The 15,145-nt window shown below is 45.4% G+C and carries 18 protein-coding genes; 9 read left to right on the top strand and 9 right to left on the bottom strand.

Annotation, left to right across the window (positions count from 1 at the left end; translation table 11 throughout):
- The first annotated feature begins 45 nt into the window (after positions 1-45).
- Entirely contained in the window at positions 46-1,329 is a 1,284-nt protein-coding gene (gene nhaD / locus SFSGTM_RS08190; RefSeq protein ID WP_162084728.1) for a sodium:proton antiporter NhaD, read from the top strand.
- A gap of 149 nt (positions 1,330-1,478) precedes the next feature.
- Here nhaD and SFSGTM_RS08195 read toward each other — a convergent pair whose 3' ends face one another.
- From SFSGTM_RS08195 to SFSGTM_RS08220, 6 genes are all read right to left on the bottom strand, one after another.
- Complete coding sequence (locus SFSGTM_RS08195) at positions 1,479-2,006, bottom strand: SCP2 sterol-binding domain-containing protein (RefSeq protein ID WP_162084729.1); 528 nt, start codon at positions 2,004-2,006, stop codon at positions 1,479-1,481.
- A 112-nt stretch (positions 2,007-2,118) separates the two neighbouring features.
- Positions 2,119-3,195, bottom strand: coding sequence for a transaldolase (gene tal, locus SFSGTM_RS08200; protein ID WP_162084730.1), 1,077 nt, complete (start codon positions 3,193-3,195; stop codon positions 2,119-2,121).
- Positions 3,196-3,207: 12 nt separating this feature from the next.
- A complete protein-coding gene (locus SFSGTM_RS08205; protein WP_162084731.1) occupies positions 3,208-3,855 on the bottom strand; it encodes a hypothetical protein in 648 nt (215 codons plus the stop codon).
- Entirely contained in the window at positions 3,852-4,802 is a 951-nt protein-coding gene (locus SFSGTM_RS08210; RefSeq protein WP_162084732.1) for an MlaD family protein, read from the bottom strand. The genes SFSGTM_RS08205 and SFSGTM_RS08210 overlap by 4 nt, the downstream gene beginning before the upstream one ends.
- Entirely contained in the window at positions 4,799-5,179 is a 381-nt protein-coding gene (locus SFSGTM_RS08215; protein ID WP_162084733.1) for a P-loop NTPase family protein, read from the bottom strand. The genes SFSGTM_RS08210 and SFSGTM_RS08215 overlap by 4 nt, the downstream gene beginning before the upstream one ends.
- 74 nt (positions 5,180-5,253) lie before the next feature.
- Positions 5,254-6,039, bottom strand: a complete 786-nt coding sequence (locus SFSGTM_RS08220; protein WP_162084734.1) for an MlaE family ABC transporter permease — start codon at positions 6,037-6,039, stop codon at positions 5,254-5,256.
- 96 nt (positions 6,040-6,135) lie between these two features.
- On the opposite strand from SFSGTM_RS08220, the gene SFSGTM_RS08225 reads away from it, so the two are divergent.
- From SFSGTM_RS08225 to SFSGTM_RS08250, 6 genes are read left to right on the top strand one after another with little or no spacing between them, the layout of a single operon-like run.
- The gene (locus tag SFSGTM_RS08225; protein ID WP_162084735.1) at positions 6,136-6,654 is read left to right on the top strand and encodes an SH3 domain-containing protein; all 519 of its coding nucleotides are present in this window, start codon (positions 6,136-6,138) and stop codon (positions 6,652-6,654) included.
- 11 nt (positions 6,655-6,665) lie between these two features.
- Positions 6,666-7,556, top strand: a complete 891-nt coding sequence (locus tag SFSGTM_RS08230; RefSeq protein ID WP_162084736.1) for a M48 family metalloprotease — start codon at positions 6,666-6,668, stop codon at positions 7,554-7,556.
- Positions 7,557-7,566: 10 nt separating this feature from the next.
- Positions 7,567-8,571: an ADP-glyceromanno-heptose 6-epimerase gene (gene rfaD, locus SFSGTM_RS08235; RefSeq protein ID WP_162084737.1), complete on the top strand. Its 1,005-nt coding sequence runs from the start codon at positions 7,567-7,569 to the stop codon at positions 8,569-8,571.
- Positions 8,564-9,457 carry a cysteine synthase CysM gene (gene cysM, locus SFSGTM_RS08240; protein WP_162084738.1) on the top strand — a complete coding sequence of 298 codons (894 nt, stop codon included), beginning with the start codon at positions 8,564-8,566 and terminating at the stop codon, positions 9,455-9,457. Before rfaD ends, cysM begins: the two co-directional genes overlap by 8 nt.
- Complete coding sequence (gene tadA / locus SFSGTM_RS08245) at positions 9,458-9,940, top strand: tRNA adenosine(34) deaminase TadA (RefSeq protein WP_162084739.1); 483 nt, start codon at positions 9,458-9,460, stop codon at positions 9,938-9,940.
- The gene (locus SFSGTM_RS08250) at positions 9,925-10,422 is read left to right on the top strand and encodes a L,D-transpeptidase (RefSeq protein ID WP_162084740.1); all 498 of its coding nucleotides are present in this window, start codon (positions 9,925-9,927) and stop codon (positions 10,420-10,422) included. Before tadA ends, SFSGTM_RS08250 begins: the two co-directional genes overlap by 16 nt.
- Here the strand turns inward: SFSGTM_RS08250 and SFSGTM_RS08255 are convergent.
- The 3 genes from SFSGTM_RS08255 to dapC form a co-directional block, all read right to left on the bottom strand.
- Positions 10,419-11,723 carry a M18 family aminopeptidase gene (locus SFSGTM_RS08255; RefSeq protein ID WP_162084741.1) on the bottom strand — a complete coding sequence of 435 codons (1,305 nt, stop codon included), beginning with the start codon at positions 11,721-11,723 and terminating at the stop codon, positions 10,419-10,421. The two genes, SFSGTM_RS08250 and SFSGTM_RS08255, sit on opposite strands and share 4 nt — an antisense overlap.
- Positions 11,724-11,816: 93 nt before the next feature.
- On the bottom strand, positions 11,817-12,638 hold the full coding sequence (gene dapD / locus SFSGTM_RS08260) for a 2,3,4,5-tetrahydropyridine-2,6-dicarboxylate N-succinyltransferase (RefSeq protein WP_162084742.1): 822 nt from the start codon (positions 12,636-12,638) through the stop codon (positions 11,817-11,819).
- 11 nt (positions 12,639-12,649) lie between these two features.
- A complete protein-coding gene (gene dapC / locus SFSGTM_RS08265; RefSeq protein ID WP_162086253.1) occupies positions 12,650-13,852 on the bottom strand; it encodes a succinyldiaminopimelate transaminase in 1,203 nt (400 codons plus the stop codon).
- Between the two features lie 34 nt (positions 13,853-13,886).
- On the opposite strand from dapC, the gene SFSGTM_RS08270 reads away from it, so the two are divergent.
- Positions 13,887-14,777 (top strand): DMT family transporter, encoded by an 891-nt coding sequence (locus tag SFSGTM_RS08270; protein WP_162084743.1) that lies wholly within the window; start codon positions 13,887-13,889, stop codon positions 14,775-14,777.
- A complete protein-coding gene (locus tag SFSGTM_RS08275; protein ID WP_162084744.1) occupies positions 14,774-15,142 on the top strand; it encodes a VOC family protein in 369 nt (122 codons plus the stop codon). The genes SFSGTM_RS08270 and SFSGTM_RS08275 overlap by 4 nt, the downstream gene beginning before the upstream one ends.
- The last annotated feature ends 3 nt before the right edge of the window (positions 15,143-15,145 follow it).

The following is a 15,145-nucleotide window of genomic DNA, read 5'->3' on the forward strand; positions in this document are numbered from 1 at the left end:
TCAGTTTACATTAGATAGAGTTGTTAACCTTTTATTAGTAAAAATATGATCAGCACACTCATTATTATTTTCCTTATCGCATATGCAGCAATTGCGCTGGAACACCCAATTAAAATTAATAAATCTGCTTCGGCTCTGCTAGGTGCGGGTTTGTTATGGACAGTTTATGCTGTTAGTACCAATGACCATATGCTGGTGGAGCATCAACTTAGTGAATCACTGGCTTCAACCGCACAAATCGTGTTTTTCCTGATTGGCGCAATGACTATTGTTGAAGTTATCGATGCCCATAATGGCTTTGAAGTAATTACTTCACGCATTAAGACCACAAAACTTTCGTCACTGATGTGGCTGGTAGGTTTTGTGACCTTTTTTCTCAGTGCAATTTTAGATAATTTAACCACAACCATAGTTATGGTTTCTTTAATCAGAAAGCTCTTGGACAAGCGGGAAGATCGTCTTTTATTCGCAGCAATGATAGTCATCGCTGCAAATGCTGGCGGTGCATGGTCCCCTATAGGTGATGTAACGACCACCATGCTCTGGATCGGTGGGCAAATAACTGCTATTTCGATAATCAAAGGGTTATTTCTTGCTTCTTTGGCTAATCTAATCGTACCGTTGTTAGTCGTAAGTTATAACCTTAGAGGTAAAAGTATCACTTCCCCTGTTAAACTCCAAAGCAGTAACCATTTGCAAACTAGCGATTTTGAGCGGAATGTCATGTTTTTTGTGGGATTAGGTGTCCTGGTTCTGGTTCCCGTATTCAAGACTGCGACCCATTTGCCTCCATTTATGGGAATACTGTTAGGTCTTGGATTCCTCTGGCTGGTTGGTGATTTGATACACCGTCATAAAGAAGATGAAGAAAAGCAGCATTTAACATTGGCGCATGCGCTGATGCATATCGACATGAGCTCTATTGTGTTCTTTATCGGGATTTTATTAGCAGTGGCAACATTGGAACACAGCCGTATCCTTGAGGTGATTGCTAGCTGGCTAGACCAGAAGGTTGGTCGTCAGGATATGATAGTCATTATTATGGGGCTGGTCAGTGCGGTTGTGGATAACGTCCCTCTCGTAGCAGCTTCTATGGGCATGTATGATATTAAGCAATATCCAGCAGACAGCTTCTTGTGGGAATTTGTCGCTTACTGCACGGGCACTGGCGGTTCTATGCTAATCATTGGTTCTGCAGCTGGTGTTGCGGCTATGGGATTAGAGAAAATTCAATTTCTCTGGTATATCAAAAAAATAAGCTGGCTTGCGCTATTGGGTTACTTCGCCGGGGTGGCAGGCTATCTTATACAATACAATATGACTCACTAGAATATGCTAAATTTTTTGTATAAATACCTGTAAGTTCGTGATCAGAGAGTTATCCAGGGCATTCATTTATTACTGGTATTTATTTGTTCAATAAAAAAGGCTTTTGTGGTTGTACCACAAAAGCCTTTTTAGTAATAATTAAGTTGTTATTATTTAGTAGGACATGATGCTTCTGTAGAAGGCACCTTACCTGCAAGCAACAAGAACTGTTCAAATGGACCCATTACGCTCATGGCTTCGCCTTTTGGACCTTCAAACTTTAAACGACCAAACATCATCGCTTTCATAGGGCCGTATTCACCAGCACCCATATCATGCCATTTTTCTGTTGTAGCATACATCACATAGTCAATATCGCTGTCTAATTTAGGTGTTTCAACTTTGCCGCCATAAGAACAGAATGCCTTGCCCGCTTTTTCAGAAATACGCATTTCTACGTGTGGACTATCTTCACAGTCACTACGATACATTTGAATAATCTTGAAACCACGACCTTTGTTGTTTTTAACCCATTTACCGCTTAAACCATCGGTAAGGATTGCGTTTTTATTAAAAGACTCGCAAGCTTGTGTTGCCCAGTCGGCAGACATTAACACAGGGGCTGCAGAGGCTGTGCCTGCAATGATAGAAAGTGCTATAGCTGAGGCGGCAGTAATGCCTTTAAGATGCTTGGTCATGCAGTGTTTCTCCTAGTTTAAAAATTATATTTTGGGTTAGCGAAGCGAGCCGCGGGTAAAAGTTACCTGCTTCGAGCAATAGTGTCAAATCAAAAATAACAGATTTATGAAATCAACAGGTTGCAAGTATTTGTTGATATGCGTCGACAAATATTTTTACACCTTCCAGTTGCAATGTTTCACCCACTTCATCCGCGTAGATACCCATACCTTCCAATGCCAGATAATCAGCTTGACTTACATCAACGCCTTTTTCCACAGTATCTGACACCGTACCATGATCCCGGAATGCATCCAATGTTGCACCTGGAACGGTATTTACTGTTTCGGCTCCGATCAAATTATCAAGATATTTGACATCAGAATAAGCTTTGTTTTTAGTGCCCGTACTAGCCCATAACAAATATTGTGGACGGCAGCCCGCTTTTGCCAAATCTGCAAAGTAGTCACCATGGAATATTTGTTTATAGCGCTGGTATGCTAGTTTGGAGATAGCTAAAGCAGCGTGTCCTTGCAAAGCAAGTGCCGCTGGGGTGTTAATAGCTGCTAAACGTGGGTCTATGTTGGAATCTACGCGAGACAAAAATAAGCTCGCCACCGCTTTGATGTTACGACCATTCCCGCCATTAGCGAGATATATACGTAATCCACGGATATAGGCTTCAAAAGTACGAACTGTCTGGGTTATGGAAAACAATAATGTGATGTTGACCGAGATACCCATGCCGATGACTTGTTCAAAAGCAATCAGGCCAGCTGGTGTTGCCGGGATTTTAATAAGTAGGTTAGGGCGGTTAACTTCTGCATGTAATCGTTTGGCTGCTGCAATAGTGCCTTCTGCATCATTTGCAAGGTTGGGTGATACTTCCAGACTCACGTAACCATCATCACCATCCGAGGCTTTATAGGTAGCGAGTAAAATATCACAGGCAGCTTGTATGTCAGGAATAACCATCGCCTCATAACGCATCTCTGGATCCGGCGTGGTTAACTTTAATTGATCAAATTGTTCTTTGTAATATGGACTTTCCGTGAGTGCTTTTTGAAAAATGGCAGGATTAGAAGTAATGCCAGTGACGCCATCTTCATTCACCAATTTTGCCAGTTCACCTTCTTTGATAATAGTACGGGACAAATTATCAAGCCAGATGGATTGACCTAATTTTTTGACTTCGTGCAGCTTGCTCATGTTGTCTCCTTATTAATTTTGTAGGGATGATTGCAGCAGTTCTATTCTAGCCCGAATCAGCTGCTGTTGTGTTGGATCAGGGGTGTTTTTTTCTTGTACTAGCAAATAGGCAAGTAATGGTCTGCGCCAGCCTTGTTCACTTGCGGTATTGATTGCAATGTCCAAAGTTTGGTTGTCGTATTGCTGCCTTACTACATTAACTGAAATTGCAATCAAACGTGATAGTGGATCGCTGATCTGACTAATACGAGCATTTGATTCTGCGACAGAATCAGCTACTACCATGGCTTGATAAGAACTGGGTAGTATTTTTGCATTTAATAAACGCCAGTCTCCAATTAAAAAGTGATAATAATTTGCATCTACTGAATTCGTACTTGCCAGTGATGTATAGCCTGTACAGGGTGCGCTATCCAGAGCCGCCATTGCCACGCCACATCGCACCAATTCTAAATGCGCTACTGCATTGATGTCGGCAGTCGCTGCACTTGCACTACGCGCCTTGTTAAAGCTGGCAAGTGCCAGTTTGCTACGGCCTTCTAAGTAATATTGGGTGTAACGTGCCATAGCAGCTTGCGTGTCGATTTGCCAATCAGGTACAGTTGGACCTCCGCCGCACGCACTTAACAGCAACACAAGGATAAGCGCGGATGTCTTCATGGCAGTTTCACCTCGCCAGCTTTACCTGCGGGCAGGAAACGGTTTATTTTAGTAATAAGCTGATTCGTTTTGCTTAAGGCTTCATCAACTTCTGACCTTAGTTGCCCCATATCATCAGTACCTTGTTTGAGATTGCTGGTGAGTGCATTTGTATTAACTAATAGCTCATCGACCTTTTTAAGACTGGTGCGTATGTCGGTGAGCATCGGCGGTATTTGTGCCAACGAAGCGTCGGCTTTATCTGCCAGGCCACCCTTATCAAAGGCCATGTGATCAATTTTTACCGATAATTGATTGAGGTTATGGGTTAAATCACGCGTGTTTTGTAATGTGTCGATTAATAATTGCGCCTGTTGTTCGCCACCAAGCAGACCTTGGCTGATGCCATATTTACCCGTCATTGCTTGCGTAATGTGCTGGACGTTGACCAGTGCGGTATTCGCCTCACCATTACGGCGAGTGATGTAGGCAAGATTAGCCGCAAGTTGATTGAATTGGTCAAGCACACCATTCACTTTGGCAACAAGCGCCGGCACATCAACGCCACCTGTGGCAATATTCAGTGGGTGGGTTGTCTTTGTATTGAGCTCTGGGCTATTCAAATCAGCTGATTCAACTTTTATTCTGGCCGCGCCAACCAAAGGCTTGTCTAGCGAGAATTGGCTATTAGCACGCAGCCATACACTCTGCTGACTATCTACGCTAATTATAATTCGCGCCATGCCTTGCTTGGTGAGGGATAGGCTATTGACTTGTCCGACCGGAATGCCACGAAAGCTGACAGGCATACCCACGGTAATATTTTCCGCATTGGGGGCAATTAGGGTGTAACTTAATTTTTGTTCAAACCAGCCGCGCTCATAACCTAAATAAGCGAAGAAACCAGCGGCAAATACTATGCTGCTGAATATAAATAAACCGACTTTAAATTGCATGGATTCGTTCATGGTAGCGTCTCATAAAGCGGGGTGTACCAGCTATAGTCAATAATTACATATTCGCAAGCTTCATGTAATAGACAAGCGAGTGTAGAGCGTAAAATTTGCGGATAAAATACATCGGGTAATAATAGTGCAGGACGGTCTATGACGATTAGTGGACGTTTTAGCATAATGGCACGCGCCATTTTGACGGCAAAACGCTGGCTGTAAGTTAAATCCTCATCGCGTTTCGTAGCTATATCCTGATAGCCCATGCAGGTTAGTAATTGTTGTGCTCGTTCGCTGGCATGGATCCAAGTGGCGTGCTGGTGTAGCTGGTCAATAAGTGCAATATTTTCGAGGCAAGTCAAATTGACACGTAAGGGCAATTCAGGCGAGATCAACGCACACTCATGCCCACTTGCACCTAGCAGGGTAGTGATACGCGCGCGCCGCTCAGCTTCATCCGCACAGTAATTTATATGTAATTCAATGCTAATGATGCCACCTCAATTAAAACAATTGCGAAAAAAACACGCATCATGCCCTTGAGCACTGCGACAGGTACCAGAAATAAACGTTTAGGGATTTCCAACCCCGTTTTCAGTGGGATGAGTGTGACAGCCAAGCCGAACAATATGGTTTTTACTACTACGCCCAGTATCAATGAAACAGGTAGTAATTGCGCCATCATGTGTGCATAACAGGACCAATTCTCCCAGACCCAACCGTAAATGCCGACAAAAGCCACGCATAATGCGCCTAGTATGGACAACCCTGTCAATGTGAGTACCGATGCTACGCCACCAATAACACGTGGCATGTATTCATAACGCATAGGGTCAATTTGCGCATGCTCAAATGCGGTAATTTCATTATTGACATGCATTAACGCAATCTCAGTATTGATCGCAGCCCCCGAACGCAGTGCAACAAATAGCGCTGACAACAATGGTAAGAGTTGTGTTAATAAAAAACCGACTATCAAGCCAGGGACATAACCCGATAAGCCTAAGTCACGGGCAACAGATACCATGATATGTATCAGCAGGGCACTGATAATGAGCGAATAAGCCAAGAATATCGGCAGCGCTTGCACTGCGGTAAAGTAAATTTGTTTGACGATAATCCAGCGTGTCGCACTGTCGTAAGTACGTGGACTAACAGCCACTTCCAGTAAATGCATGGCGAAATAGGCCATAGCTAATACCGCAGACCAGCGTTTCAACCATGCATTGCCCAATTGCGTAATCCAAGTTCTCAAAACAGGCTTTCTTGATAGAATTGCCAATAAGTATCTATTGTCACCGCAGATTGCGCAAGTCAAGGTAGAATTAATCTTTTAAGTCAGGAGCGTGCAATGATATATCGTCGAGAATTATCTGCTTTATTACTGAGTATAAGCATATTCAGTAGTGCCGCTATTGCAGCTACACCCGGCGTCCTGATTAAATCCGAAACGATTTATGCGTTACCTAGTAGCACTGCAAAGCCAATTACCAAGTTGAGCAAGGGAAGTACTGTAAACGTGCTTACCAAGCAAGGTGGATGGTTACAAATTGGTGTCGGTGCCAGCAAAGGCTGGGTGCGTATGTTATCTGTGCGAACATCAGGCGCGGTAGTTAGTAATAGCGGTGCTGATCTTGCAGGCATAGCACAAATGGCCACGGGTAAACGTCAGCCTGGACAAATCGTTGCAACTGCGGGTGTGCGTGGTTTGAGTGAAGAAGATTTAAAATCGGCACATTATAGTGCGCAAGGTATGAGCGAATTGGCTAGCTACCAGGTAAGCACAAACACAGCAAAGAGTTTTGCTAAACAAGGCAAGTTGATCAAGCAAAGTATTGCTTATCTTCCTGCTCCCGTTGATAGCCAATGAAGGATGCTGATATGAAAAAGACGATGATAAGTTTATTGTTAACAACCCTCAGCGTAACATCGGCCTACGCTTTTGACCTTAATGATTTGAATAATGTCCTGAAGCAGTTGCCTAGCAATAATACTAGTCAGACTACCGACAACATTGGGGATACGACAAAATCCAATAAATTAGATCCTGCTGCAGTTTTGCTAGGCGCAATCAAGGGTACTTCTGTCGATGATGAAATTCAGATAGGTCGTCAGGTTTCTGGTAATTTACTGGGTGCATCCCCACTCGTTAAGGATGCAAAATTACAGAACTATGTAAATCTGGTTGGGCGTTGGGTGGCTTTACAAAGTGAACGTCCAGACCTGCCTTGGCAGTTCGGTGTTATCGAAAGCAATGATATCAATGCTTTTTCAGCACCGGGTGGTTTTGTATTTATTACCAAAGGTTTATATAAAAAACTCAATAATGAGTCTGACCTTGCTGGCGTACTGGGTCATGAAATCGCACACGTTGTACGCAAGCACCAGCTTAAGATTTTGCAGCAGAGTCAAATTATCGGACTGGGAGCAGATGCGCTAGGTCGTGAAGTTAAAGGACAAGCCGCATTACAAAATCTCATAGGTAGTGGTGCTGAAATAATGTCTCGCAAGTTAGACAAGAGCGCTGAATTTGAAGCCGATCGTATGGGATTGGTACTTGCTGCTCGTGCGGGCTATGACGCTTATGGCTTACCCACTGTGCTAGAGGAAATTGGTCATGTTGCGCCAGGGGATAGTAGCGTTGCATTGCTGTTTAAAACCCATCCAGCACCTGATGTACGCTTTGCCATGTTAAGTGAGGCAGTGGGTGACCGATTAGATAATCTCCCCGCTGGTAAAGAATTAGCTAACCGTTTTTATCGTATTAAATAGAAAGTAGCGTATGTATTATTATGTAGTTACAGGTGCAGCAGGTTTTATAGGTTCTAATATTGTCAAAGCGCTAAATGATAGAGGGATTACCGATATTATTGCAGTGGATAATCTGACTAAAGCAGATAAATTTAAAAATCTGGTTGATTGTGAGATTGCTGATTATATTGATAAAACTGACTTCATGAAGTTGCTTCATAACAACTCACTGGATGGCGCAGTGACCGCAGTATTTCATGAAGGTGCATGTTCTGACACTATGGAAACTGACGGTCGCTACATGATGGAGAACAATTATCGTTATTCCATGGATGTGCTGGATTTTTGCCAGGAAAATCAGGCTTCTTTCCTCTATGCTTCATCTGCTTCGGTGTACGGTTCAGGCACGGTTTTCTCTGAACGCCGCGAGCATGAATCACCTTTGAATGTGTACGGATATTCGAAATTTCTGTTTGATCAGGCAGTGCGTCGTATCTGGGAAGATAAAACTTCACAAATCGTTGGTTTCCGCTATTTCAATGTTTATGGACAACGCGAGCAACATAAAGGCCGTATGGCATCGGTTGCTTATCACTTTTTTAATCAATACATGGCTACGGGCAAGGTTAAATTGTTTGAAGGCTGTGCTGGTTATGGTAATGGTGAGCAAAGTCGTGACTTTGTATCGATAGAAGATGTCGTTAAAGTAAATATGTGGTTCCTCGATCATCCAGATGCTTCAGGTATATTTAATTTAGGTACAGGACGCAGTCAGCCATTTAACGATGTTGCTGTTGCCGTCATTAACCAATGTCGTCATCACAATGGTGAAGCAGCACTGGATTTGACTGCCTTACAGCAGCAAGGATTGATCGAGTATATTGATTTTCCAGAAGCCCTCAAGGGGAAATATCAAAGCTTTACTCAAGCCGATATCAGTGCTTTACGTAGTATGGGGTACACCAAAGACATGCTTACTGTGGCTGAAGGTACTGCACGATACGTAGATATATTGCGTGAGCAATATCATGCCTGATTACAAATACTTAGCCGACTTTGTTGGTAACACGCCTTTAGTTAAATTGCAGCGCATGCCCGGCGAAACCAGTAACACCATACTGGTTAAACTTGAAGGTAACAATCCTGCAGGCTCGGTCAAAGATCGTGCAGCATTAGCCATGGTGATGCATGCCGAAGCGCGTGGCGAAATCAAGCCAGGTGACACGCTAATCGAGGCGACCAGCGGCAATACGGGTATTGCATTGGCAATGGCAGCTACCATGCGAGGCTATAAGCTTATACTCATCATGCCTGAACACATGAGCATAGAGCGTCGTCAGGTCATGCGTGCCTTTGGTGCCGAGATTATCCTAACGAGTCAGGCAGGCAGCATGGAAGAGGCGATAGATCTTGCCAAAACTATGCAACAAGCCGGGCAGGGTATTATTCTCGACCAATTTAGCAATAGCGATAACCCACAAGCACACTTTGATACTACGGGTCCGGAAATCTGGCGCGACACCGAGGGCACGGTAACGCATTTTGTCAGTAGTATGGGTACAACAGGTACGATTACTGGCACCGGGCGCTATTTGAAGTCACAAAATCCTGATGTGCGTATTGTCGGGGTACAGCCAGAAGAAGGTGCGCAAATTCCAGGTATACGTAAATGGCCGGAAGCGTATTTGCCAAAAATTTATGACAAGCAATGTACCGACGAAATCCGATTGGTCAGTCAGATTGATGCAGAGGAAACTACGCGTCGTTTAGCGCGTGAAGAAGGTATTTTTGCTGGAATATCATCTGGTGGTGCATTGTTTGCGGCTTTAGAGCTGTCCAAGCAAGTTAGCAATGCTACTATTGTTTCTATCGTCTGCGACCGTGGTGATCGTTATTTATCCACGGGTGTATTTCCCGCATAAATGCTTAGTGACGAGTATTACATGCGTGAGGCAATTGTCCTTGCGCAACAAGCTGCGGAACGTGGTGAAGTGCCCGTGGGTGCAGTTGTTGTGCATGAAGGAAATATCATAGGGCGTGGCAGCAATGCGCCTATTGCACTGCATGATCCATCAGCCCATGCAGAAATGCTCGCGTTACGTGAAGCGGCGCAGTATTTGCAAAATTATCGTTTGCCTGAGGTCAGTTTATACGTCACTTTAGAGCCGTGTACCATGTGTGCAGGTGCGATGATGCATGCTCGGGTAACGCGTTTGATCTATGGCGCGACTGATGCCAAAACAGGCGTAGCTGGCAGCGTATTAAATCTGTTTGAACAGTCTCAATTAAATCACCATACCCAAGTCACAGGTGGTGTGCTCGCTAGTGAATGCAGTACTATGTTATCCGATTTTTTTGCGCAACGTCGTGCGCAGCAGAAAGCACAAAAATGTCCTACCGCATAGAAATCAGCCTGCGTCTACAGCAGTTATACCTGTTCGAAGACGATCTAAATGGTGATCCGCAACTCATTCGCCAATATCCTGTTTCTACTGCGGCCAATGGCGCAGGCGAACAGATGGGCAGCTACAAAACGCCACGTGGCAAACATGTAATTAGTGAAAAAATCGGTGCTGGTGCGCCACTCTATGCAGTATTTAGTGCGCGTCAGCCGACAGGGGAAGTTTGGAATCCACAACTTGCCGCAGCCTATCCTGATCGAGACTGGATATTGACCCGTATACTGTGGCTGGATGGGCGCGAGTCAGGTAAAAATCAGGGGGGCGACGTTGATACCCACGCCAGATATATTTATATCCACGGTACTAACGAAGAACATCTCATGGGTACTCCAGCTTCTCACGGTTGCGTACGTATGCGTAATGCAGATGTCACTGATCTGTTTGATCGTGTGGAAGTAGGGATGCCAGTTAATATTACGGATTAACTGCTGTAAGCAGTCTGCATCACCGAAATCATATAGTTGTGATCCATTACACCCGCACTTTCACGCAGACTATGCATCGCCCACATCGGGCAACCTACATCAACACTCGCTATGCCTAGGCGTGAGGCTAATATCGGACCTATGGTGCTGCCGCAGCCTAAATCGGTGCGGTGCGTGTAATTTTGCACAGGTACACCAGCGGCCTCACATAACAACGTAAAGCGTGCAGCAGTGTCTGCGTTAGTGCTATAGCGTTGATTGGCGTTGGTTTTAATCACCGGGCCCGCGTTAACCATGACCTTATGTTGTGGCTCATAGGCGTTGGGGAAGTTAGGATGGTACGCGTGCGCCATGTCTGCGCTGATAAAGAAGCTCGTTGCCAAGGCGCAATGCCGCGCTTCTTCGTCTAGGCCGAATGCCGAGAATATCCGCTGAATTACGTCCTGAGCAAAACTGCCATCAGCGCCTGTTGCGCTTTCACTACCTACCTCTTCGTGGTCAAATAGTGCGCAGATATTAGTTGTGTTGGCATGGTCAGACGCCAACAAGGCAGTTAGTGCGGCATGGCATGAAGCCAGATTGTCGAGCTGACTATCGGCAATAAATTCATTGTCGATACCCCAAAAACTGCCTTTTTGGGTATCAAACACATTGAATTCGTAATTAAGGATATTTTCCACGTTGATATTTAATGCTTGAGCAATGTGGTTTAAAAACTGTTCAGGTGCTGTTTTTTTATCTTCAGCGACCCCGAATATCAGCGGTAATTCATTTTGTTTGTGCAGCTTCAATCCTTGATCATTCACATCACGATTCATGTGTATCGCCAGATTTGGCAAGCGCACGACAGGCGTATCAAATTTCAATAAATGCGTAGAAAATCCATCTGCTGTACGCACATTGACACGACCAGCCAGACTCAAATCCCTATCAGTAAATGTCGCTAAGATAGGCCCGCCATAGACTTCCACACCTAACCGCACCAAACCATCCGAGACCTGTGCTGCATTAGTCTTTAGACGTAAGCCCGGAGAATCAGTATGTGCGCCTATGATACGTAAACCAGACTTGGCAATCTCATGCTGTCCGATTTGAAAGGCGATCACTGAAGCGCCACCACGCACTACGTAGTATTTTCCGCCCGCAGCTAACGACCAGCGCTCGGCTTCTTGCAACTCACTATATCCATGCGCGGTTAAATGCTGTTTCACTGTCTGCACCGCGTGCCAAGGGCTGGGGCTGGCGTCTATGAAGTTAAGGAGGTCTTGTGCTTGTGCACGAATTTGGCTGGAAATAGTCATCGCAGATTATGGGATTTGGTTAATGACATTGAAACTAATGGTCTTAAGTTAAGGCATACATGCCAATTACAATCAGCATGCATGCGCTTAAGCTTAAATCCCGCGCAATAACTCGTTGATACCCACTTTGCTACGCGTTTTTTCGTCTACTTTTTTCACGATTACTGCACAGTACAAGCTGTAGCTGCCGTCTTTTGATGGCAAGTTACCACTGACCACAACTGAACCCGCTGGTACGCGACCATAAGTTACCTCACCTGTTTCACGGTCGTAGATTTTGGTGCTTTGACCAATGTACACACCCATGGAGATAACGACGTTGTCTTCTACGATAACACCTTCAACCACTTCAGAACGTGCACCGATGAAGCAGTTGTCACCGATGATGGTAGGGTTGGCTTGCACTGGCTCCAATACACCACCGATACCTACGCCGCCTGACAGGTGTACGTTTTTACCGATTTGTGCGCATGAACCGACGGTAGCCCAGGTATCAACCATGGTGCCTTCATCGACGTAAGCGCCGATGTTGATGTAGGAAGGCATCAATACGACATTTTTGCCGATGTATGAACCACGACGAGCTGCTGCAGGTGGTACAACACGGAAACCGCCTTCACGGAAATCACGGCTGTTGTAATCCGCAAATTTGGATGGTACTTTGTCGAAGTAGTTGGTGAAACCGCCTTTGATGAAGAAGTTATCTTCCAGACGGAATGACAGCAACACGGCTTTTTTCAGCCATTGATGGGTAACCCATACACCGTTTTCTTTGCTGGCTACACGTAAACGACCTTTATCTAGTTCTTCCAGCACGTGTGCAATTGCATCCTTTAGCTTAGGTTCAGCATTCTTGGGGTTGATGTCAGCACGGCGTTCAAATGCTTCTTCGATCAGTTGTTGAATATCAGACATTCTGTTTCCTTTTAATGAGTAAGTTGAAGAGTTAATTGTTGAATACGTTCAGCCGCTGCTACACATTCAGCGAGCGGGGCGACTAATGCGATACGGATAAAGCCTTTGCCCGGGTTGCTGCCATCGGCATCGCGGGCAAGGAAGGAACCAGGTAAGACGGTGACGTGATAATCTGAATAAAGCTGACGTGCAAATGCCTCATCATCGCCATTCGGCACGCGTACCCACAGGTAAAATGCGGCATCAGGCATTGCGGCTGGCATTACGCTATTGAGCACAGGCTGCACGGCGGCAAATTTTTCTGCATAGAGACGGCGATTTTCCACTACGTGTGCTTCATCATCCCAGGCGGCAACGCTGGCCAGCTGTATGCTGGGTGACATAGCGGAGCCGTGATAAGTGCGATAGAGCGTGAATTTGGCAATGATGCTGGCGTCACCTGCGACGAATCCCGAACGCATGCCCGGCACATTGGAGCGTTTGGATAAGCTGGAAAATACGACCAGATTTTTATAATCTCCGCGTCCAAATTCTTGAGCAGCTTGTAATGCGCCCAGTGGTGGATGTGCTTCGTCAAAATAAATTTCGGAATAACATTCATCAGCTGCAATTACAAAGCCATAACGGTCAGACAGCGCAAATAGTGCGCGCCATTCGTCCAGACTCATAACTTTACCTGTGGGGTTGCCAGGCGAGCATACATACACTAATTGCGTGCGTGTCAGTATGGTTTCCGGCACGCTGCCGAAGTCCATTTGATAGTTGTTTTCGGGCGTAGTCGGTAAGAAATAGGGCTGCGCGCCTGCTAATAAAGCTGCACCTTCGTAAATCTGATAAAACGGATTCGGTGAAATAACAACAGGCTCGGCAAAACATGGATCTATGATGGTTTGTGCAAAGGCAAAAAGCGCTTCACGACTGCCATTCACTGGCAATATTTGTGTGTCTACATTGGGTATTGGGATACCATAGCGGCGCGCTATCCAATTCGCAATTGATTTGCGTAGAACGGGCAAACCTGCAGTAAGCGGGTAACTGGCCAGACCATCCAGGTTGTTGATCAGCGCGGTTTTGATGAACTCAGGAGTTGCATGTTTGGGTTCGCCTATGGACAGATTAATCGCGCTGTGTGCAGGTGAGGGAATTACTCCCGCAAACAATTCGCGCAATTTTTGGAATGGATAAGGCTGTAAACTGCTGAGATACGGATTCATCGCACGAAACGCAACTGGAAAAACCAACATTATAATGCACACCGCCCACAAAAACGCAGCACTACCCATAATTGCCTTATTAATTAGCGCGAGTTTATGGGGTTCAATTTGGTATCCGTATCGCTGGCTGAGTGAGATGGGGGTGTCGTCGTTGATGGCCAGCTTCATCACCTACGGCATGGCGTTGACTATAGGCTTGCCATTTTATTTCAAACACTTGCGTACCGTTGTTAATGCCAAATGGTTATGGCTGGCTATCGTCATCTGCTCAGGCTGGACGAACACGGCTTATGTGTATGCAGTCATCAATGGTGAAGTCATGCGCGTAACATTGTTGTTTTACCTGGCTCCACTATGGACAATTATTTTTTCAAGACTCATTCTGGGTGAAAAATTACAACGTATCGGCTATGTTGTTGTGGGTTTTTCATTCATGGGTGTATTATTGATGATGTGGCAGGCAGATGGGCGTCTGCCGCTGCCGGCTAATCTGGCAGAATGGATGGGGTTGTCTGCCGGAATAAGTTTCGCGTTAACGAATGTCACGGTAAAAAAATCCAGTGCCATCAGCATACAAGCCAAATCCATCGGTATCTGGATAGGCGGGGTAATCGTAGCGCTGCCTTTGATTCTGCTACAGGGTCATGCTTTTAGCGCGTGGGATCAATACACATCATCGGTATGGCTGTTACTGTTTATTATTGGACTCGCTATGATAGGGATCACGTTATGCATACAATATGGGCTGATGCATGTTGCTGCAAATCGGGCTATCGTAATTTTATTATTCGAGCTCGTTGTCTCGGCTACAACGGTGTACTGGTTTACCAGTGAGTCTCTCAATGCCCGTGAATGGGTAGGTGCTGCCATGATAATGATAGCCAGCCTATTTTCAGGTCAATTAGAACAGAAAGAATCTTTATGAGTTTAGTGCAGGCATTGCGTCATGTGTCTCTGATAGTTGCTGACTTACCCCGTGCACGTGGGTTTTACGAAGGCATATTGGATCTGATACCTAATCCCAGCCGTCCAGAAATGAGCTTTACAGGCGTTTGGTATGACATTGGTGACACACAAATCCACTTGATGTGCTTACCTAACCCAGAGCAGGGTTTAACACGGCCAGCGCATGGCGGGCGTGACAGACATGCCGCTTTTACTGTAACTGATGTGGCATTGTTGGCAAGCCGTTTGGATGCAGCAGGTATCCACTACACTATGAGTCAATCGGGGCGAGCAGCGCTTTTTTGCCGTGATCCTGATGATAATGCGTTGGAATTTGTGGCTTAGGCG

Source organism: Sulfuriferula nivalis (assembly GCF_009937995.1).
Lineage (GTDB): Bacteria > Pseudomonadota > Gammaproteobacteria > Burkholderiales > Sulfuriferulaceae > Sulfuriferula > Sulfuriferula nivalis.

What these genes read in the sequence shown, in the direction of transcription:
- nhaD (WP_162084728.1), top strand. Translation starts at nt 46, where the DNA reads ATGATCAGCACACTCATTATTATTTTCCTTATCGCATATGCAGCAATT.
- SFSGTM_RS08195 (WP_162084729.1), bottom strand. Translation starts at nt 2,006, where the DNA reads ATGACCAAGCATCTTAAAGGCATTACTGCCGCCTCAGCTATAGCACTT.
- tal (WP_162084730.1), bottom strand. Translation starts at nt 3,195, where the DNA reads ATGAGCAAGCTGCACGAAGTCAAAAAATTAGGTCAATCCATCTGGCTT.
- SFSGTM_RS08205 (WP_162084731.1), bottom strand. Translation starts at nt 3,855, where the DNA reads ATGAAGACATCCGCGCTTATCCTTGTGTTGCTGTTAAGTGCGTGCGGC.
- SFSGTM_RS08210 (WP_162084732.1), bottom strand. Translation starts at nt 4,802, where the DNA reads ATGAACGAATCCATGCAATTTAAAGTCGGTTTATTTATATTCAGCAGC.
- SFSGTM_RS08225 (WP_162084735.1), top strand. Translation starts at nt 6,136, where the DNA reads ATGATATATCGTCGAGAATTATCTGCTTTATTACTGAGTATAAGCATA.
- SFSGTM_RS08230 (WP_162084736.1), top strand. Translation starts at nt 6,666, where the DNA reads ATGAAAAAGACGATGATAAGTTTATTGTTAACAACCCTCAGCGTAACA.
- rfaD (WP_162084737.1), top strand. Translation starts at nt 7,567, where the DNA reads ATGTATTATTATGTAGTTACAGGTGCAGCAGGTTTTATAGGTTCTAAT.
- cysM (WP_162084738.1), top strand. Translation starts at nt 8,564, where the DNA reads ATGCCTGATTACAAATACTTAGCCGACTTTGTTGGTAACACGCCTTTA.
- tadA (WP_162084739.1), top strand. Translation starts at nt 9,458, where the DNA reads ATGCTTAGTGACGAGTATTACATGCGTGAGGCAATTGTCCTTGCGCAA.
- SFSGTM_RS08250 (WP_162084740.1), top strand. Translation starts at nt 9,925, where the DNA reads ATGTCCTACCGCATAGAAATCAGCCTGCGTCTACAGCAGTTATACCTG.
- SFSGTM_RS08255 (WP_162084741.1), bottom strand. Translation starts at nt 11,723, where the DNA reads ATGACTATTTCCAGCCAAATTCGTGCACAAGCACAAGACCTCCTTAAC.
- dapD (WP_162084742.1), bottom strand. Translation starts at nt 12,638, where the DNA reads ATGTCTGATATTCAACAACTGATCGAAGAAGCATTTGAACGCCGTGCT.
- dapC (WP_162086253.1), bottom strand. Translation starts at nt 13,852, where the DNA reads ATGAATCCGTATCTCAGCAGTTTACAGCCTTATCCATTCCAAAAATTG.
- SFSGTM_RS08270 (WP_162084743.1), top strand. Translation starts at nt 13,887, where the DNA reads ATGCACACCGCCCACAAAAACGCAGCACTACCCATAATTGCCTTATTA.
- SFSGTM_RS08275 (WP_162084744.1), top strand. Translation starts at nt 14,774, where the DNA reads ATGAGTTTAGTGCAGGCATTGCGTCATGTGTCTCTGATAGTTGCTGAC.